Raw genomic sequence first — 17,182 nt, 5'->3', positions numbered from 1 at the left:
GCGCTGTTTAGCCGGCCGCTGTTTAGCCGGCCCGAAGACGCCGTCGCCGTCAGCGCCGGTCCCGGGGCGACTTTCTAGCCGGCCGCTGTTTAGCCGGCCCGAAGCCGCCGGCGACGCCGGCAGCGCCAGGAAAGCCTCTTTCATATCGTTGATCCACAGGAGTGCCACCCATGTTCACACTCAATCCCAAGCGCACCTACCAGCAGCCGGTCGTCGTCACCCTCTACGACGAACAGGGCAAGGAGCAGACCGGGCGCTTCACCGCCACCTTCAAGGTGCTGCCCCACGACGAGGCCCAGCACCTGCCGGAAGAGACCAAGCTGCTCGACGCGGTGCTGGTCGGGGTCAGTGACATCGAAGTGCCGGGCGAGCACGGCGAGCCGCTGGTCGGCGAAGCGCTGTGCGAGGCGGTCAAGAACGACCCGGCAGCGAGTGTCGCCCTGATCAGCGCCTACCACGACAGCATCACAAAAAAGAACCGGCCCAGAACCTGATCGACGCCGGCGCCTTCTGGGCCCGGGGCGCCCGGCGCCCGCCGGCACGCAGCGCGGCCGAATTCCGCCGCGAGTGCGCCGAGCTGGGCATCCGGGTGCCCGAGACGCTGAGTCTCGACGACACCCCCGAGACCTTCGCGGTGCTGCCGGAGAACTGGGAGGCGCTGGCGCTCTTCCTCGACTGCGCGACCCAATGGAAACAGACGCCGATGGGCGGCGTCAGCGGGCTCGACTACGCCGCCCTCAAGGTGGTGATGGAGCTCTCCGGTGTCACCCCCGGGCAGGCCCAGGCGCGCTTTCAGCAGGTTCGAAGGCTTGAGCGCGGGGCGCTGGAGGCGATGCGGGAGACCTAACTGAAAAGGGCTGCAGGAGCACACTTTCGATGGCCAATGATTCCCCTCTCCAGGTCACCCTGACCGCCGACGCCCGGCCGCTGACCGGCGTCCTGCGTGACAGCGCCCAGGCGCTGGGGGCCTTCGCCGACGACGCCGAACGCAGCGGCCAGCGCTTCGCCGCGGCGATGGCACAGAGCGCCCGGCCGCTGGAGACGGTCAATGGCCATCTCCAGCGCCTGGAGGCCCTTGGCCGGGTCGCCATGGGTACGCTCAGTGAGCTCGGCGCCAGTGCCAGCGGCGGCGCGCCTGGGGTGGGCGAGTTGAACCAGCGCCTGGAGGACATGATCTCCGCCTATGGCCGTGTCAGCGCCCCGCTCACCGAATTCGCCGATGCCCTCCCGACCCAGAATGCACGTGCCGAGACGCTCTCCAACACGCTTCGCGCCGTCGGTGGAGCGGCAGGCGGTACGGCCGTCCTGCTCGAAGGCTACCGGGTCGCCACGCTGTCGGCCTCGGCCGCCACGACGATCTTCAACGCGGTCGTGCGGGCCAACCCCTTGGTACGCATCGCGACCCTCGGCGCCGCAGCCGCTGGTGCACTCTACTCACTGCGTGATGCCACCGTCGAGGTCAATGGCGAAACGCTGAGCCTGGGCGATCTGGCGACGCCGGTCATGCATGATCTCGCCAATGGCGCAATCACCGTCGCCAACACCCTGGCCCGCCATCTGGGGCCAGGCGTCGAGAAAATCGCCGATGACATCGGCGCGCTTGATTTCAACACGGTCGTGACGCAATCCGCCGCGGCGATCGACGAAGCCCTGCGTCTCTGGGGCGGTTTTACCGAAGCCCTCTCTACTGCCTGGGACAAGTTCGTCATCACACTGGGGCCCAGGATGGTCGAGCAGCTCAATCCCGTGCTGGCACAGATGAGCGATCTGGCCAACTGGAAGCCATTCTGGCTCAAGGGCGTGCTGCCGGACTGGGATTTCGATTTCACCCTCAAGATGCCGGACGAGGTGGAGACGGCCAATGCCGGGCGCACGCTCGGCGAAGCGTTCATGACCGGTTACAACATGACCGCGGCCTTCGGCCCCAGCGCGACGGACTACATCAGCAAAGTGGTCGGTGACGCCGCGACCAACCGGCAGCTCAAGCAGTTTCAGGGAGTCGTCGAGGCGATCTTCTCTCCGGCGGAGAAAGGCGCGGATCAGCTCGACGCCTTGGGCAATGGTGTGCGTCATGCCGGCGCCGCAGCCGCTACGGCGAGCCGCCAGATTCAGGACCAGGCCAATGCCCTGCAGGCGCTAGAGGATCGGCTCGATCCCGTTGCCGCCTCCCAGCGCGCGTTTCAGACCGACACGCAGACGCTCAACCGGTCGGTCGCCATGGGCGCAATCACCTTCGACCGCTACTTCGATCTGGTCGATAAACTCCAGCACGCCTATCAGAACTCAGGCGATGCCGCCCAGATCTATGGTTTCGACGCCAGTCAGGCGGCCAAGACCGCGACGCGCGAGACCAGCGTGCTCTCGCGCACCCTGGATCAGATGGTCGCCGGGCTCGACGACACCTTCCAGGGCTTCTGGACGCGCATGCTGGGCGGCGCCAAGGTCTCGTTCGAGGGCCTCAAGAGCCAGGCGATCTCGACCCTGGCCGAGATCATCCACGCCTACACCACCAAGCGCATCGTCGCCTCGCTGGGGCTGCCGCTGGCCGGTACCGGCTCTGCTGCCGCGGGCGGTATCGATGGCGGTGGCGGCGGGCTGCCAGACCTTTCCAGCTTGGGCAGCACGATCTACAGCGGAGGTGCACAACTCGCGGGCAATGCGTGGAGAGCATTCCAGGGTACGGGGTCAACGTATGCCGGCACTTTCGGCAGTGAGCTAGTGGCAACTGGTAATGGCGGATTTATATCCGGGCTCAACTCCATCGCGAATTCCAGCATGTTTGCCAATGCTGCACTCGGTATCGGAGGCGGTATCGCCGGTGGCTACGTCGGCACCAAGGCAGGAGAGTCGCTGTTCGGTAAGCAAGCCAACAGCAACTACGGCGCGCTTATTGGCGCGGGGTTGGGGCAAGCTTTCATTCCCATTCCTGGCCTGGGCGCGGCGCTAGGTGGTCTTGCAGGCGGCATGGTCGATTCGATATTCGGCAGTTCGCGCAAATATACCGCGGGGTTCGAATCCTTTGCCGAGACGCCGGATCGCGACTTCGGCGCTGGCGGCACCCCCTACTACTCCAGCGGCTACTACCGCGACGGCGATCTCGGCCGTGGCCGCGAGACGGCCTTCGGTTCGTTCGGCTTCACCGACAAGACCAAGTTCGAGCCGAGCGACATGATCGACATGCTCGATGCCATGGCCGCCCTCGATCAGACCCTGGCCAGCGCGGCAAACGAGACCCAGATCGAGAGCGTCAAAAACGCGCTGGATGGCTGGCAGACCCGGCTCAAGAACGACTCCCTGGGCGAGCTGGTGGCCAGGCGCTACGCCGTCGTCAGCGAAACGCTGGAAAACGAGGCATCGGAGGCCACCGCCAAGCTGATCGAGCGTGTCGGCGAGATCACAGCAGATAGTGCAGAGCGCACTATTCCCCAGCTCGCCCAGGCGCTACAGCTCGGCAACCTGATCGATGGCCTCTCGGGCAATGTCAAAACGTACGCCGAGAAGGTGGTCGACGACACCAGCACCTCGCTCGAGGACGCGTTCTCCCAGATCACCGCGGGCGTGGCCGCCCATGCTGCGGTCTCCGGCATCGCTGACGAGCTGAACCTCACGTTCGACGACATGGGCGAGCGCGCCGTCGAGGCCGCCCTGAATCTGCAGGAACTCGCCGGCGGACTCGACGCCCTGCAGAGCCAGGCGCAGACCTACTACGCCAACTTCTTCAGCGCCGAGGAGCAGCGCCAGCGCGCCATCGACCAGATCGCACCGACGCTGGAAGCGGCAGGCCTCTCGGCGGAATCGACCCGTGCGCAATTCCGCGCCGTGGTCGAATCGCTCGATTTGAATACCGAGAGCGACCGCCAGACCTACAGCGAGCTGATGAGCGTGGCCGGCGCCTTCGCCCAGCTCAGCGAGAGCGCCGCCGACGCCGCCAAGCGGGCCGAGGAGATCGAGCGGCAGCGCTGGTCGTTGCAGAACGACTTGCTCCGCGCCCAGGGTAATGGCGAGGCTGCACTGGCGCGCGAGCGTCAACGCCAACTCGAACAAATGCCAGAGACCCTGCGCGCGTTGCAGCAGGAGATCTGGGCGATCGATGAGCGCAACAAGGCGGCCGAGCAGCAGGCGCTGCTGCAACGCACCGCGCTCTATCGCGACGGCACCGTGGGCGCGGTCGACGGCCTCATCGATCGCTATCAGCGTGCGATGGAGGTCGCGCAAACCGCCGCCGACGAGCGCCAGCGTCAGTTGGAAAACGAGAAGCGCGCGCTGGCGACGATCGGCGACATGCTCGACGCGATGCGCCTCTCCGATCAGTCGATCCTCAGCCCCGCCGAACGCCTGGCGGAATCCCGGCGTCAGTTCGCCGCACTGCAGGTGCGCGCCGAGGCCGGCGACACCGACGCCCTGAGCCAGCTCGGGCAGGCGAAGACCACCTATCTCACCGCCGCCGGCGACTACTACGGCCAGGCCTCCGCGCCCTATGCGGCCATCTACACCGAGGTCGAGTCCGCACTATCCGGGCTCGAGGACCAGTACGGCGAATCTCTGGAGGCGCAGGGCTCGCTCGAGAACGTCCAGCGCCAGGTGCTCGAGGCGCAGCGCCAGGCGCGCAATACCCTGCTCTCGTCGCTCGAGCAGCAGGTCCAGCAGTCGACCCGGCTCCAATCCATCGCCGATCTGGTGTCACTGCTGCCACCGTCGCTGGCCGACTCACTCTCGGCGATCTTCCCGGAGTACGCCACTGATGTCGGCTCGTCGTTCGATGCCGCCGCGTACCTGGCAAACAAGACCGCCCAGGTCAACGCCATCGGTTACGCAGGGCGCTCCGACTGGACCGTCGAGCAAGTGTTGGCGGCGATCGAGCAGGCGGGCATGACGCCGTATGAGCACTACCAGCGGTACGGGCGTGACGAGGGCGTGTCGCCCACCTACCAGCCCGGTGAGGACACCGTCAGCCAGCAGATCCGGCGCTTCGACGAGGACACCTACGTCGCCAACCAGGTCGCTTATCTCAACGACCGCGATCGCGGGGAACGCACCTGGTCGGGCCTGCAGTTCTACATGGCGCTGAACGACGCCAACCTCAGTGCCTACGAGCACTGGCTGCGCTATGGCCGGGCCGAAGGCGTATCGGCCTATGCCCGCGACAGCGCCGCGCCGTCGGTGTCACGCGCCGAGGCGCGGCCGGTCGTGGCGACCTACTCAGCCCGTCGTGTCTCGACCGACGACGGCCTGCGCACCGTATCCGAGCCACCGCTGTGGGAAAGCACCGCCCGCGCCGGCGTCGATGTCGCTCCGGTCGTCGCCGAGCTGCGCGCCCTGCGCCGTGACAATGCCGAGCTGCGTGCGCGGCTCGATGCGCTGGTCGATGCCAGCAGCGATACCGCCGCCCACACCCGCGCCGCCGCCGCGCATAGCCAGCGCACGGCCGACGGTATCGCCGAAAACAATCGCCGTTCGCGGACCTCACAGAGGATGCCAGCATGAACGACCAGTACTACCGGCGGTGGCTCGACCAGCCCAACGAGCAGCGCGTCATGCTGCTCGAACTCGAGCACGCCGCCGGCGTCCTCCAGGTGGCCGATCAGCCGTATATCGCACCGATCGCCGACCATCTCGACGATCCGGTCTACGACGACGTGCTGATCGAGGCCGTGGGCATCTCGACCCGCATCGATGGCCTGATCGAATTCGGCGATATCCGCCTACGCGACGACGGAGGTATCACTCACTGGCTCGACTACCAGTTCCGGGGCTATCCGGTGCGCGCCTACCTGGGCGGCATGCACTGGTCGCGGGCGGACTTCCGGCTGATCGCGGTGGCCACCAACGAGGGCATCCGTTCTTGGGAGCGCGGCGAGCTGGTCTGCGCGGTCACGGACACCAGCAGCAAGCTGGACACGCCGATCGATACCGGCAGCCTCGAACTCGGCGGCAATCCGGTGCCGTTGGTCCTCGGCCGCTGCTTCAACGTGCCGGCCTACCGCATCTCGACGCAGGCCGACACCTATCGCGTCAGCTATCTGCCGCTGTCCAGCGTACAGCCCCGGGACAACGGCAACGCCGCTCCCCATGCCAAGGATCTCGCCAACGGCGCGTTCACGCTGGACAACCACCCGGGCAACGCCAGCACCATCACGGCGGCAGCCCACGAACCCCACGACACCCCGATGACCATGGTCGCGTGGATCGCCGCCCACTATGGGCTCGAGGTCTCGCCGGCCACCGCACTGCCCGAGGTCACCGTGGGCATCCAGTCCTCGAGTGCGATCAGCGGCGCGCAGATCCTCGAGCAGTTGCGCGACACCCTCGGGGCCGGATGGATGATCGACGCCCTGAACCGGCTCGACGTGCGTGTGCTCACGGCGCCCACTGGTGAGCCCGACATCACCCTGGCCCCCGATGACATCATCGACGGCACCCTCGAGCTGGATACCGTCGAGCCGCCCTGGTCGGCACTGACCCTGCGCTGGGGCCGCAACGACGCCGAGCTGCGTGGGGTCGCCGCCACCATCAACGATACCGACCCGTCACTCGCTGCGCGCTACCAGCGAACCTGGAGCGAATCGACCGTCTCCCAGACCCTGGACGGCCACCCGCTGGCGACGCCGGTGACGCACGACACGCTGCTGCAGATCGAAAGCGACGTCGTCGCCGAGCGCGACCGGCGCCTGGCCTATCACGCCGAGCGTCGCGAACGCTGGCGGGTCACCACCTATGTCCCCACCGTCACCGTCTACCAGTCGATCCGCGTCGACCTGGCGCCGATTGCCGAGCGAATCGGTCGCGTGACTGCCGTGCGGCCGCAGGTGGGTGGCAAGGCCGAACTGGAGATTCTGCTATGAGCCGCGCCCTACGCCTGGTGCTCGACAACATCCACGATCGCGCCGCATTGAACGCGACCAGCGAGGCCCCGGGCCTGTCGATCGGCAACACACAGCGCAATGAGCGTAACCGCGTCTGGCGCAGCACCGACACCAGCACCCAGGTCATCACGGGAACGCTCGCCGCCGGTGCCTACGTCGATGACATCGTTATCCTCGGCCACAACCTCACGTCCGCCGGCACCCTGCGCGTCGAGCTGCTCAGCGGCTCGACCGTCATCCGCGACAGCGGCGAGGTCTCCACCGGCGAGGTCATCCCGGCAGGGATCTGGCGGGCCGGCATCGACCCCTACATGGCCACCTACAACGACAAGCTCGAGGTGCCCACCAAACGGCTCACCGTCACCCCGGCGGCGATCACCGGCTATCGCCTCACGCTCGATGATCCGAGCAATCCCGCCGGCGCGCTGGAAGTCGCCCGGGTCGTGCTTGGCCTGGCCTTCGAGCCCACCACCAACATGAGCTATGGCGTCCAGACGACCTGGGTAGACCCGGCCACTCATGAGCGCAGCGCCGGCCAGACTCTGCGCACCATCGGCGGTGGCCACCCACGCAAGCAGGTCCGCTTCAGTCTCGACTGGCTCACCCCGGGGGATCGCGAGCGCCTGATCGAGGAGATCGCCGAGATCGGCATGATCCGCGACGTCTTCGTCGATCTGTACCCCGACAGCACCGGCCTCGAGCGGCTCTCCGGCCAGTTCGTCGGGCGCCTGACCGAAGGCTACGGCGACACCCACAACCACTACCGTAACTACACATCGACGATCACCATCACGGAGGTATGACCGTGCCCTTCACCCTTGTGAAACCCACCCCCATGGACTGGTCCGGCAAGCGCATCGTCGCCGGCGACCAGGTTCCATTCATCACCAAGTTCGAAGCGACCCAGGACATGATCGCCGCGTTCGTCGACGAATGCCGGCAGATGGTCGACTCGATCCAGGCCGGCTACGACGGCATGATCGCGCAGATGAACGCGACCCAGGCCGCCGCCGAGCAGGCGGCCGAGGACGTCGAGCAGACCGGGCTCGATCGGCAGGCCACGGCGGCCGACCGGGAGCAGACCGGCGAGGACCGGGCAGCGGTCGCGGCTGACCGACAGCAGACGGGGCTGGATGCCCAGGCCACGGCCTCCGACCGGCAGCAGACCGGGCTGAATGCCCAGGCCACGGCCTCCGACCGGCAGCAGACCGGCGAGGACGTCACGGCGACGCAGCAAGCGCGGCAGGCTGCTGAGGATCTCTACGGCGATATGCAGGCGATCAAAACCGCGCGCGACCAATCGACCGCCGCCGCGCAGTCCGCGAGCGAGGACGCCGGCCGAGCCGAAACCGCCGCCGGTCAGGCCGAAGGCGCGGTAGCAGATCACGAAGCCGAGGCCGACCCTCATTCGCAATATGTTCTAAAGAAAGGCCAAAACTATGGTGCCCGGATGACTGCCGGACGCCTCATGTTCATGGGAGGGTTTTGAGATGCCAGCAATTACTCAGGTTTTTTCTCAGAGAGGAGACTCATACACAGTTCCGGATGGCATGCGGGCAATCGTGAAGCTGCAAATGTTTGATTTGTCTACCGATAACGGAAAAATAGGCTTGTTGCTACAGGGGCAAAGTATTTATGAAGTCTCAAGCGGAAACAGTCTAAACGCAGAAATAAACCTGGTTTTAGCGGCTGGCTCAACTATCAGAATGTGGTTTAGTTTCAGCAACTCGCATCAAGAGGGAGTTGTTGTCTTAAGCGGATTCATCGAGGAAGACACATGAAGATCAAAGTCACTCAGAAGCTGAGCCCGGCAGAAGCCGCATTGCAGCGCATCAACGCTGCATCTGAGGCAGCTCTCGCTGAGCTGCGGCGTCAGTACCCCCAATACGAGATCGACACCTGGCCCCAGCAGGAAGCCGAGGCCCGCGCCTGGCAGACCGACAACAACGCCCACACGCCGACCCTCGACGGTATCGCCGCGCGGCGCGGCATCGCATTCGATGAGCTGGTGCGGCGCGTGATCGCCAACGCCGAGGCATACCGCCCGATCGTCACAGACGTCATCGGCAAGCGTCAGCGTCTCGAGGACCAGATCAGGGCGGCGGTCGACGCCGGTGATGCCGAAGCGATCCGAGCAATATCGTGGCCTGAGGAGGTGAGCTGAGTACGTCGTGATGACAGGCTCAGTGTGTCCTCAACCAGGAGAAACCACCATGAGTTACACGACCAGCGACGACATCATCGAGAGCACGATTGCCGCACTCTTCGACTGGGATAACCCTCTTACACAGCAGTCGGCTGAAAACACCCTTGATCGTTGGCTGCAACAAGGCGGCCTCACAAGCCAGCAGATCGAAAGCGTCGAAGCCGCCTTGGATAAGTACCGAAACCGATAGAAGAGGAGCGATCGCCGGCGGTGGTGCAACACCGACGGCGATCCCAACCTGCAGCCATAGCCTGCAAGCCGGCAAAGCTCCCCGCCCCTGCAGAGGCGAGGCAAGTCTGGCAGGGCGACAGGAGCGAGCCCTCTCGCCGGCCTCGCCACGTGCCCTATCCTGCGACCGATATCATTAGGCGACATCCCTCATGCCTCCAGACGAGAGGCAACTTTCCTACACGGCTGTAGGATTTATCTTACACAAGTTGTCGCTGATGTATGATTGAAAAGCCCGAGCCCCCTCTCTACACTGCCGTCCGTCATATAACGCTAGGGTTTTTACGAAAAGTCGGCGAGCGATGGCAAGACAAGGCAAAAATCGACGAAAGCGGACCGAGCTGGCGCTACAGTTCACGGGGTGTAAATGAGCATATTACTCGCTCCGCTCGCCCTTCGGGCCGTCCTACGGACGTTCTGAACGTTGTTCAGTGAGTCTGATTTTTAACGCCGTATTGCCGAGCGCAGACAGTTTTCGCACAGACCCTAAACATAATAATCGACCGCTTAAAACCGATAACCGACGCCTTCTGAGTATCCGCGCCAGCGAAGACATCAGGACATTCTCCGGCGCCATCGACAAGAAACGGTTTTCCCGATCTCGACTCCAAGCCACGCACCGTTGCGCTCCCGCGCACACGGCCGGCATCCGCACGCCGTCGTGACGACACGCGCTCAGCAAGCGACAGGAAAATCATGGATACGATCACTCAATGGGGTTATGAGATTCTCCCTCTCGGTCCGCATATGGCGGGAGAAGTACGCGGCCTGCAAGTGCGCGATATCGATGCCCGACTGGCGGCGCAATTGAAAGACGAGCTGCTGCACTACAAGGTTCTGATTCTCAGAAACCAACGCTTTTCCCATGACGACTATCTCACCCTGGCGCGCCAGTTCGGCAATATCGCCAAATACCCCTTCGCCTCGGGGATCGAGGATTATCCCGAGATCGTGCAGATCGTCAAAACGCCAAAGCAACGGCAGAACTTCAGCGGTAAATGGCACGTGGACTCAACTTACCTGGAGACACCACCGGACTATACCTTCCTGACCGCGCGAGAAACGCCGCCCCGCGGCGGAGATACCGTATTCAGCAACGCCGAGGCGGTCTTTCACTCGCTCTCCGACGGCATGCAGGCCCTGCTGGAAAATCAGGAGGTCGAGTTCGCTTCCGATGTTCACGCCACCCAACGGGGCCAGCACCTGACCAACTTCAGCGGTAGCGAGGCGGACACCTATCGCGCGGTGCATCCCGCGATCATGCGCCACCCGCGAGGCGGCAAACGCGCGCTCTATGTCAACGAAGAGCACGCCTTGGCCTTCAAGGGGATGACCCGGGAAGAGAGCCTGCCGCTCATCCGCTATCTCACCGAGCGCATCGCCCAGTCGGAGTTCACCTTCCGGCTCACCTGGGAAAAGGACATGGTGGCGCTGTGGGACAACCGTCTCGTCCATCACCATGCGGTCAACGACTACCACGGCGCGCTGCGGGTCATGGACCGGATCACCGTCAACGACCGGGAGCTCGAGGCATGACCGTCTTCACCTTTCTGAGCGAACACCTGCTGATCACGCTGTTCGTGGTCGCCATCTTCGCCGGCTTCATCGACGCCATCAGCGGCGGCGGCGGGCTCATCTCCCTGCCCGCCATGCTGCTGCTGGGCATTCCACCCTCGCTCGCGCTGGGGACCAACCGGCTGCAGGCCAGCATCGGCGAAGCGACCTCCTTCGCCACCTACCTGCGCCACGGTCAGCTCGACCGGGAGCTGGTGATCGGCGGCATGCTGTTCACCGCGCTCGGCGCCCTGGCCGGCACCGGCGTCGCGCTGATCGCCTCCCACGCGCTGCTCGATACCCTGATCCCGTTCCTGATGCTGGCGATCCTGCTCTACACCCTGTTCTCGAAGCAGCTACGCCAGGACCTGCCGGCCAGGAAAGTCATGCCGACGCCGGTCTACCTGGTCGCCTTCGGCCTGCTCATCGGCTTCTACAACGGCTTCTTCGGCCCCGGCACCGGCGCCCTGTGGGTCTTCTCGCTGCTCATCCTGCAGGGCATGAGCATCAAGCACGCCTCGATGACCTCGAAACCGCTCAACCTGACCGGCAACGTCGTCTCGCTGGCCTTCTTCATGGCCGCGGGCAGCGTCAACTACGCCATCGGGCTCGCCATGGGCGCCGGGCAGATCCTCGGCGCCTACCTCGGCAGCCACCTGGTCATGCGCAACGGCTCGTCGATCGTCAGGCCGCTGTTCATCGTCGTCACCGGCATCATGACAGCGCGGATGTTCTACCAGAACCTGTGACCGCGCGCCGGCTCGGCTCAGACACGCACACTCGCCCGATCGGCGCGGCCGCTTTCAAAGACCGGGTCGGGTCGGGTCGGGTCGGGTCGGGTCGGGTCGGGTCGGGTCGGGTCGGGTCGGGTCGGGTCGGGTCGGGTCGGGTCGGGTCGGGTCGGGTCGGGTCGGGTCGGGTCGGGTCGGGTCGGGTCGGGTCGGGTCGGCAATACGGTAGGACGTCTGCTACGCGGGGCTGATACGCAGACACAAAAAAACCGCCATTTAGGCGGTTATCTTCAAGGCTAAAAAGCCTTATCAATCAATCTCTAAGCTCTGGTGCCGACACCAGGAGTCGAACCCGGGACCTACTGATTACAAGTCAGTTGCGGGCTCTCTGTCGGCTGAAATAGCGCAGTCGCTACGCGCTACGAAATACATCAATACCCATGCGTGCGAGGAGGCTTAAATCTGCCATCGCTCTACTGCACTACATTGGCGCTTAAAAGCATGGCTGTCGGCCCAGCAGATGTCAACTCTCTCATAATACATCCGCTTCCCTCACGCTTGGCAGGGGCTATTGCCCCTGCCAAGAGCATCACATCAGACGGGAGGCCTCGCATTCAGAGCGCGGCGCATTGCCTCGACGTCAGGATGGACGTACTCCATCGTGGTCCGAATGTCGGTGTGATTGAGGATGTTCTGGGTGAGATGAATGTTTCGCTCGGGGCTATCCATGAGGCTGGTCCCGAGGAAGTGCCGGAAGCGGTGAGGAGACATTTTGTATCCGGACAGCTCGGACAATGACTGGAAGAAACGCTCTATCTGCCATGTATCCGTGGTAGTCCGCTTATGCCTTTGGCTGAAGCGGTTGACGTTGAACAGTTGGTCTCTACGTTTAAAGCCAGCATTGTGTGCGGCAACTATCAGCTCGTACAGGTGAGGATAAAGGCCGTCAGGTATTGGCAGGATTGTTTCGGTATGAGTTTTAGAGCCCACAGCAGAAGCTCTAAACACCCGCTTTCTCAAGTTTATGTCACCCGCCTCTATATGGAGGAGCTGATTCAGGCGAATTCCCGTATAAAAAAAGGTTTCCATCAGCGCCTGCCAGAACCAAGCCGGGTGAATTTTAGAACACTCGTCGTAACAAGATTCATAGCGCCTGCATACGCTCAGCACTTCCCGAGCATATCGTATTTGAATTGGCTGGAGTGATTTTTTTGGCTGCTTCGGCTGTGTTACCGAAACTTCGCTGAAGGGGTTCTGCTCACACGCCAAGAGCCCATGTTTTATTCCAAAACTATAGAGGGCCTTGAGGTGCCTTGCATAATTATTCCAGCTCGACTCGGCAATACCACCTGGCTTTTCCTGTGTGCGGATAATTGATACCCGCCACGAAATGACCATTTCACGAGTCACCATGCTCGGGTACGTCTGGTGCCCCAAATAACGCCGAAACAATCGTACTACACCGGAATAAGTGCTCACGCTTTTGGGACGCAGGTGCTTGTCTGCTGAATACCGGCTTACCAGCTCCATGAATGACACATCATTCATTCGTTCCGTCCTTCTTTTCTTGGGGTTTTAAAAGAGTCAATACCCAATTGTCAGGAGGTATCCGTTGACTCACTTCTCGCGGATCCTTGATCAAGTACCCCTTCAGCTGTCGGGTCTTGTTCGGCCCCTCGACGGAAACGTTATGAATGTTTTGCCCTTGAGTTCTGATGTGCAACCCCAGCTTCTGAAAGCGTTTTTGAACTGCTTTCCATTGATCTTCCTCGCCAAGCACCTTGGTGCTAAAACGTTTGAATATACCGGGGCTGACCAAGAAATAGGTTCCTTCCACTGTATGGATAGGCGCCTTAGTGTCATTGATGACGATAGAGTGATCCGCAACTCCCATCTTCAACCACTGCCAGAACTGCTTACCGAGATCCGAATTATTGTTAACTTCTTGAGTGCTCGACTTTAGTCGAGAGTCGTCATTTTTAGCAGATACAGAGGAATCTGGCTCGGATGAGTTGGCTGGTTCAGGCGTACCAGCAATTTGAACCTCTGGGAAAAGCGCCATAATGTCGTCGTCCAGCGTGTCACTGCTTGGGCTGACCTGAGATAGCACTTTCGCCGATGCTTCAGCCTCATTAGAGGTGGTCGACAGCTCTTCAGGCTGCATCTTCGGCTCAGACGCTGATTCTTCTGGCTCCCCGAGTGCTGGTTCTTGATTGGTTGGCTTGTCCTCGGCGGGCGCTTCCTCCCCCTTGATAGTCAGCTTGCCCCTGAATGATCCCGGCCTACCCTCCACGTCCCAGATGAGAGTTGGTGACACCTTGATCATGTTGAATGATTGTCTCCACTCTCCATCAAGGATTTCGCACTTCCAAACCGATTTCCCTTCACTGGCCTCCTCGATCAACCCATGAGCCTGTAGCTCGCCATAGAGCCTGTTGAGATCTGCCGGGATGCTTTTGACACCCAGAGCGTACAGATGGGTCTTGAGTTCATTGACAGCTTTCGGCGACACCAGCCACAGAGCCTCGTCCGTCAGCCAGGCAGTTCCTCCTTTCTGGTTGAGCTTGAACTGCTCCCTGACCAAATACCGCAGTCCCTCGGCCAGCTTCCGCTGAATGGACTCTACGGGCGCTGACAGGGCCTGTACCGGGTCACCGCCCAACGCCTTAGCGACGCTCACACGATCCGCCTGATGGATCAGCTCTGCGACGATCCCTCCTCGCTCGGTGTGCCCCGTAATGGTGTACATGAACAGTGAAAAGAGCTTGGGTTGGGTCATCATCCAGTCGAGAACCCTTGCTCCAAGGATTCGCTCGCATAGCAATGGGTTAACTGCAGTGTGCAGGTGATACTCCCGTCCAGATCGATAGCGAACTCGGTAAGGAGCCGGGATCGCGCCGTGCCATAGCCGCCACTCGTTCCCATCCTCAAGATGAATCTCGACGTCAACCAGCGTCTTGGCGACATCGTGCATGAGCGCCCCGTAGATAACGGCAGCACTCCACAACTCGCCAGCAGAGCTTTGGTCTTCAGGCTTTGCGCCGGAAGGGAGTAGGTGGCGCTGCCTCAGTCTCAATCCGTAGCAAGCCATCTCGAGGGCGTGATCGAGCATGCCGCCCGGGTAGGCATGGTGATGGGACTCTGACGCTGGAAGGAGCTGCACCAGCTCGGCGTAACGACGGATCGGTGCGAGCAGGTACTCATTGAAAACGCTATGGGTCAATGAGGTCGTATCCCAGAGTATTTTGACCATCTGCTGGCGCCGCGGTAATGAGAGTAACTCACTGGCTGTCTGAGGGTCTTGAAAGCTTTCCCTGCCTTGGGCCGAAGGGCGGGGTCGTATGAATAGGTGCCGTAGCATCATTTGTCCCTGGTTGCGTTGGGCAGGAAAATAGATGTGACAGGAATTTGCGGCCGGCCGAACAAGAAACGTTAAATTAAGAGAGGAGGCTTTCGATAATGCCGGTCAAACGTAGGTACAACAAACGCATTAGGCTCAATGATTGGTCGCGCGGGGTTTATCATCTTGATTGGGTCAAACCAACTGAGGGAACTGATCAGACAGCGCCACCTTGAGTGCCTCACCCTGAGATTAGGACTTTCGTGCTAGAATGACGTCAATCCAAATCTGGCCCCACCCACGCACCCATTCTTCGTACCCGATGACTCCACCCTAATAGCTCGACTCTGCCAAGGACACCACGCTGACGAAAGGCGAGCCTACCCTCGTGCGTCAGACGACACCAATCCGGAAACGGGAAGAGCATGGGTTATCGCAGCATACTGAAGCATCACAAAGACATTCTGATCATCGGGTTCCTCGCCGTCTTTTCCGGCAACCTGGGCCAGACGTTCCTCGTCGGCTTTTTCCAGCCGGCCATTTCGGAAAGCTTTGCTCTCACCAGCGGTGAGTTCGGCATGGCCTACTCCGGAGTCACGCTGCTATCCGGCTTTCTGATCCTGTTCGTGGGTCCGCTGGTGGACTGGTGGCCAGCCAAGCGCTTCGCGACCTGGGTGGTATGCGGGATGACGCTCGGCATACTGCTACTGACGCTCTCGCCGTGGGCGGCATTGGCACTGATCGGTTTCGGGTTGATTCGTTTCTGCGGACAGGGATTGTTCACGCATCTGGGCACGACGACGGTCGCGCGAGCCATTAGCCAGGCCCGGGGTAGCGCATTGGCGCTGGTTACGCTCGCAATTCCACTCGGCGAGGCGGTTCTACCGGGCGCGGTGGCACTCGGCATGACGTTCTTCAGTTGGCGAATGGTGTGGTGGATCTTGCTGATTGCGCTGCTGGTAGTATGGATTCCGGCACTGCTGCGATTTTCGCATTGGCCTCCTGCCAGCCGCGCCAAGCATGACCACCCGGCCGACGAAGCGCCCGTTAAAAGCCCCCAGCCGCTGAAGGAACCACTGTACTGGCGCTTGAGCCTGATGATGCTCTCCGCGCCTATCGTCAATACCGGGGTCTTCGTGTTCCAAGCCGATCTCACTCGCGAATTTCAGGCTCCGGCATCGACATTCGCCGTCGGGTTCGTGCTGGCAGCGATCGGTCGACTGATCGGTTCCCTCTACGCCGGCAGGCTGGTCGATCGAATCGGCGCGGCGAAGATGGCCAGACTCTATCTGCTGCCTCTGGTGCTCGGCCTCGCGGCCGCCGTCGCATTGCAGAATGCATGGGGCATCATGATCTTCATGTTCTGTGCCGGCGCGGTCACCGGCATGCAGGAGCCCACGGTCACCAGCCTGCTGATGCAGATCTGGGGAAGCGAGCATCTCGGCAAGCTCCGCTCGACGATGGTTTCCTGCATGATCTTCTCGACCGGCGTCGCCCCGGTGTCATTCGGTCTGTTGCTGGACTCGGGTGTCAGCTTCAAGACCATCCTGGAACTCTTGATCGCCATGGTTGCAGTCGGCATCGTGCTTGCCTGGGCGCCGTTGGGCAATACGATCCGGATAGCAAAGAGCGCCCGCTAAACCCAGTGACGCTTCGCTTACCTGACATTGAAAGATGACGGTTCCTGCAAAATACTGCTATGAGCGAGGACCAGCGATAGGGAAATGAATTTAATACGGCCGACCAAGCTTGGGTGTGGCGATTGAGAGCGGTCGCCAGAACAGGCGTTCCACACTCGGCGAAGCTCCAAAAATAAGCGCTGCATCAAGAGGATGAATTGATCCATCAACATCGATCAAATGCAGTGAGACACGATGGTAGCCGGAGACATGAGCGCCCGCGACTCGAGCATCATATTCCACCCATTGCCCCAGATGAGGCCGATAGTGTCGGGTGCTGAAGAAGCCCATGGCATGGTTGCGACACTGCCAGCGAACGTCATCCATGTTCATGAAAGCTTTGAAAGCATCGGTCATCCAAGTATCTCCAGGCTTTCACACATCGAATATGGGAACGTTTCCCAAGCTCAAAAACACTCCCTGACAGAACCTCGCCGCAACAACTCCAGCTCGCGCTCGATCATCATAGAGAACGCTATATGTTGCCTCTGACGGCCATGGCAAGCACTGACTGGGCGGAACCACGAAGGCAGCAGGCGTCTACGAGAACCCAAGGGAGAAAAGCTGACAGCCATGCTGCT

The 17,182-nt window shown here is 61.9% G+C and carries 15 protein-coding genes and 1 tRNA gene; 12 read left to right on the top strand and 4 right to left on the bottom strand.

Annotated features, from left to right (window positions below; genetic code table 11):
• Positions 1-170: 170 nt before the first annotated feature.
• The 11 genes from QO259_RS01150 (at position 171) to QO259_RS01100 (ending at position 11,600) form a co-directional block, all read left to right on the top strand.
• Complete coding sequence (locus tag QO259_RS01150) at positions 171-494, top strand: hypothetical protein (RefSeq protein WP_285951484.1); 324 nt, start codon at positions 171-173, stop codon at positions 492-494.
• Positions 495-589: 95 nt separating this feature from the next.
• Complete coding sequence (locus QO259_RS01145; protein WP_285951483.1) at positions 590-847, top strand: DUF1799 domain-containing protein; 258 nt, start codon at positions 590-592, stop codon at positions 845-847.
• A 29-nt stretch (positions 848-876) separates the two neighbouring features.
• Positions 877-5,484, top strand: a complete 4,608-nt coding sequence (locus QO259_RS01140) for a coiled-coil domain-containing protein (RefSeq protein ID WP_285951482.1) — start codon at positions 877-879, stop codon at positions 5,482-5,484.
• Positions 5,481-6,842: an NACHT domain-containing protein gene (locus tag QO259_RS01135; RefSeq protein ID WP_285951481.1), complete on the top strand. Its 1,362-nt coding sequence runs from the start codon at positions 5,481-5,483 to the stop codon at positions 6,840-6,842. The genes QO259_RS01140 and QO259_RS01135 overlap by 4 nt, the downstream gene beginning before the upstream one ends.
• Positions 6,839-7,666 (top strand): hypothetical protein, encoded by an 828-nt coding sequence (locus QO259_RS01130; protein WP_285951480.1) that lies wholly within the window; start codon positions 6,839-6,841, stop codon positions 7,664-7,666. Before QO259_RS01135 ends, QO259_RS01130 begins: the two co-directional genes overlap by 4 nt.
• A gap of 2 nt (positions 7,667-7,668) precedes the next feature.
• Positions 7,669-8,352 carry a hypothetical protein gene (locus QO259_RS01125; RefSeq protein ID WP_285951479.1) on the top strand — a complete coding sequence of 228 codons (684 nt, stop codon included), beginning with the start codon at positions 7,669-7,671 and terminating at the stop codon, positions 8,350-8,352.
• Between the two features lies 1 nt (position 8,353).
• Complete coding sequence (locus tag QO259_RS01120) at positions 8,354-8,644, top strand: hypothetical protein (RefSeq protein ID WP_285951478.1); 291 nt, start codon at positions 8,354-8,356, stop codon at positions 8,642-8,644.
• On the top strand, positions 8,641-9,027 hold the full coding sequence (locus QO259_RS01115) for an HI_1402-related protein (protein WP_285951477.1): 387 nt from the start codon (positions 8,641-8,643) through the stop codon (positions 9,025-9,027). Before QO259_RS01120 ends, QO259_RS01115 begins: the two co-directional genes overlap by 4 nt.
• A gap of 49 nt (positions 9,028-9,076) precedes the next feature.
• A complete protein-coding gene (locus QO259_RS01110) occupies positions 9,077-9,259 on the top strand; it encodes a hypothetical protein (protein WP_285951476.1) in 183 nt (60 codons plus the stop codon).
• Between the two features lie 734 nt (positions 9,260-9,993).
• Positions 9,994-10,833: a TauD/TfdA dioxygenase family protein gene (locus QO259_RS01105; RefSeq protein ID WP_285951475.1), complete on the top strand. Its 840-nt coding sequence runs from the start codon at positions 9,994-9,996 to the stop codon at positions 10,831-10,833.
• Positions 10,830-11,600 carry a TSUP family transporter gene (locus tag QO259_RS01100; RefSeq protein WP_207034520.1) on the top strand — a complete coding sequence of 257 codons (771 nt, stop codon included), beginning with the start codon at positions 10,830-10,832 and terminating at the stop codon, positions 11,598-11,600. Before QO259_RS01105 ends, QO259_RS01100 begins: the two co-directional genes overlap by 4 nt.
• Positions 11,601-11,910: 310 nt before the next feature.
• Here the strand turns inward: QO259_RS01100 and QO259_RS01095 are convergent.
• From QO259_RS01095 to mobH, 3 genes are all read right to left on the bottom strand, one after another.
• A tRNA-Thr gene (locus tag QO259_RS01095) sits at positions 11,911-11,978 on the bottom strand.
• Positions 11,979-12,176: 198 nt separating this feature from the next.
• On the bottom strand, positions 12,177-13,130 hold the full coding sequence (locus QO259_RS01090; RefSeq protein WP_285951474.1) for a site-specific integrase: 954 nt from the start codon (positions 13,128-13,130) through the stop codon (positions 12,177-12,179).
• Positions 13,123-14,943 (bottom strand): MobH family relaxase, encoded by a 1,821-nt coding sequence (gene mobH, locus QO259_RS01085; protein WP_285951473.1) that lies wholly within the window; start codon positions 14,941-14,943, stop codon positions 13,123-13,125. The genes QO259_RS01090 and mobH overlap by 8 nt, the downstream gene beginning before the upstream one ends.
• A gap of 404 nt (positions 14,944-15,347) precedes the next feature.
• Between mobH and QO259_RS01080 the strand changes: the two genes are divergently transcribed.
• Positions 15,348-16,562 (top strand): MFS transporter, encoded by a 1,215-nt coding sequence (locus QO259_RS01080; RefSeq protein WP_285951472.1) that lies wholly within the window; start codon positions 15,348-15,350, stop codon positions 16,560-16,562.
• A gap of 90 nt (positions 16,563-16,652) precedes the next feature.
• On the opposite strand, the gene QO259_RS01075 is transcribed toward QO259_RS01080, so the two are convergent.
• Positions 16,653-16,958 (bottom strand): hypothetical protein, encoded by a 306-nt coding sequence (locus QO259_RS01075; protein WP_285951471.1) that lies wholly within the window; start codon positions 16,956-16,958, stop codon positions 16,653-16,655.
• Between the last annotated feature and the right edge of the window lie 224 nt (positions 16,959-17,182).

The organism is Salinicola sp. JS01 (genome assembly GCF_030284585.1).
Classification (GTDB): domain Bacteria; phylum Pseudomonadota; class Gammaproteobacteria; order Pseudomonadales; family Halomonadaceae; genus Salinicola.
Note: the sequence above shows the minus strand (reverse complement) of the source record. Positions and strands in the feature narration are given on the sequence as shown.

Bases quoted from the DNA above. Each gene is read 5' to 3' on its own strand.
- QO259_RS01090 (WP_285951474.1), bottom strand. From the start codon at position 13,130: ATGAATGATGTGTCATTCATGGAGCTGGTAAGCCGGTATTCAGCAGAC.
- QO259_RS01120 (WP_285951478.1), top strand. From the start codon at position 8,354: ATGCCAGCAATTACTCAGGTTTTTTCTCAGAGAGGAGACTCATACACA.
- QO259_RS01100 (WP_207034520.1), top strand. From the start codon at position 10,830: ATGACCGTCTTCACCTTTCTGAGCGAACACCTGCTGATCACGCTGTTC.
- QO259_RS01135 (WP_285951481.1), top strand. From the start codon at position 5,481: ATGAACGACCAGTACTACCGGCGGTGGCTCGACCAGCCCAACGAGCAG.
- QO259_RS01140 (WP_285951482.1), top strand. From the start codon at position 877: ATGGCCAATGATTCCCCTCTCCAGGTCACCCTGACCGCCGACGCCCGG.
- QO259_RS01075 (WP_285951471.1), bottom strand. From the start codon at position 16,958: ATGACCGATGCTTTCAAAGCTTTCATGAACATGGATGACGTTCGCTGG.
- QO259_RS01150 (WP_285951484.1), top strand. From the start codon at position 171: ATGTTCACACTCAATCCCAAGCGCACCTACCAGCAGCCGGTCGTCGTC.
- QO259_RS01080 (WP_285951472.1), top strand. From the start codon at position 15,348: ATGGGTTATCGCAGCATACTGAAGCATCACAAAGACATTCTGATCATC.
- QO259_RS01110 (WP_285951476.1), top strand. From the start codon at position 9,077: ATGAGTTACACGACCAGCGACGACATCATCGAGAGCACGATTGCCGCA.
- QO259_RS01115 (WP_285951477.1), top strand. From the start codon at position 8,641: ATGAAGATCAAAGTCACTCAGAAGCTGAGCCCGGCAGAAGCCGCATTG.
- QO259_RS01130 (WP_285951480.1), top strand. From the start codon at position 6,839: ATGAGCCGCGCCCTACGCCTGGTGCTCGACAACATCCACGATCGCGCC.
- QO259_RS01105 (WP_285951475.1), top strand. From the start codon at position 9,994: ATGGATACGATCACTCAATGGGGTTATGAGATTCTCCCTCTCGGTCCG.
- mobH (WP_285951473.1), bottom strand. From the start codon at position 14,943: ATGCTACGGCACCTATTCATACGACCCCGCCCTTCGGCCCAAGGCAGG.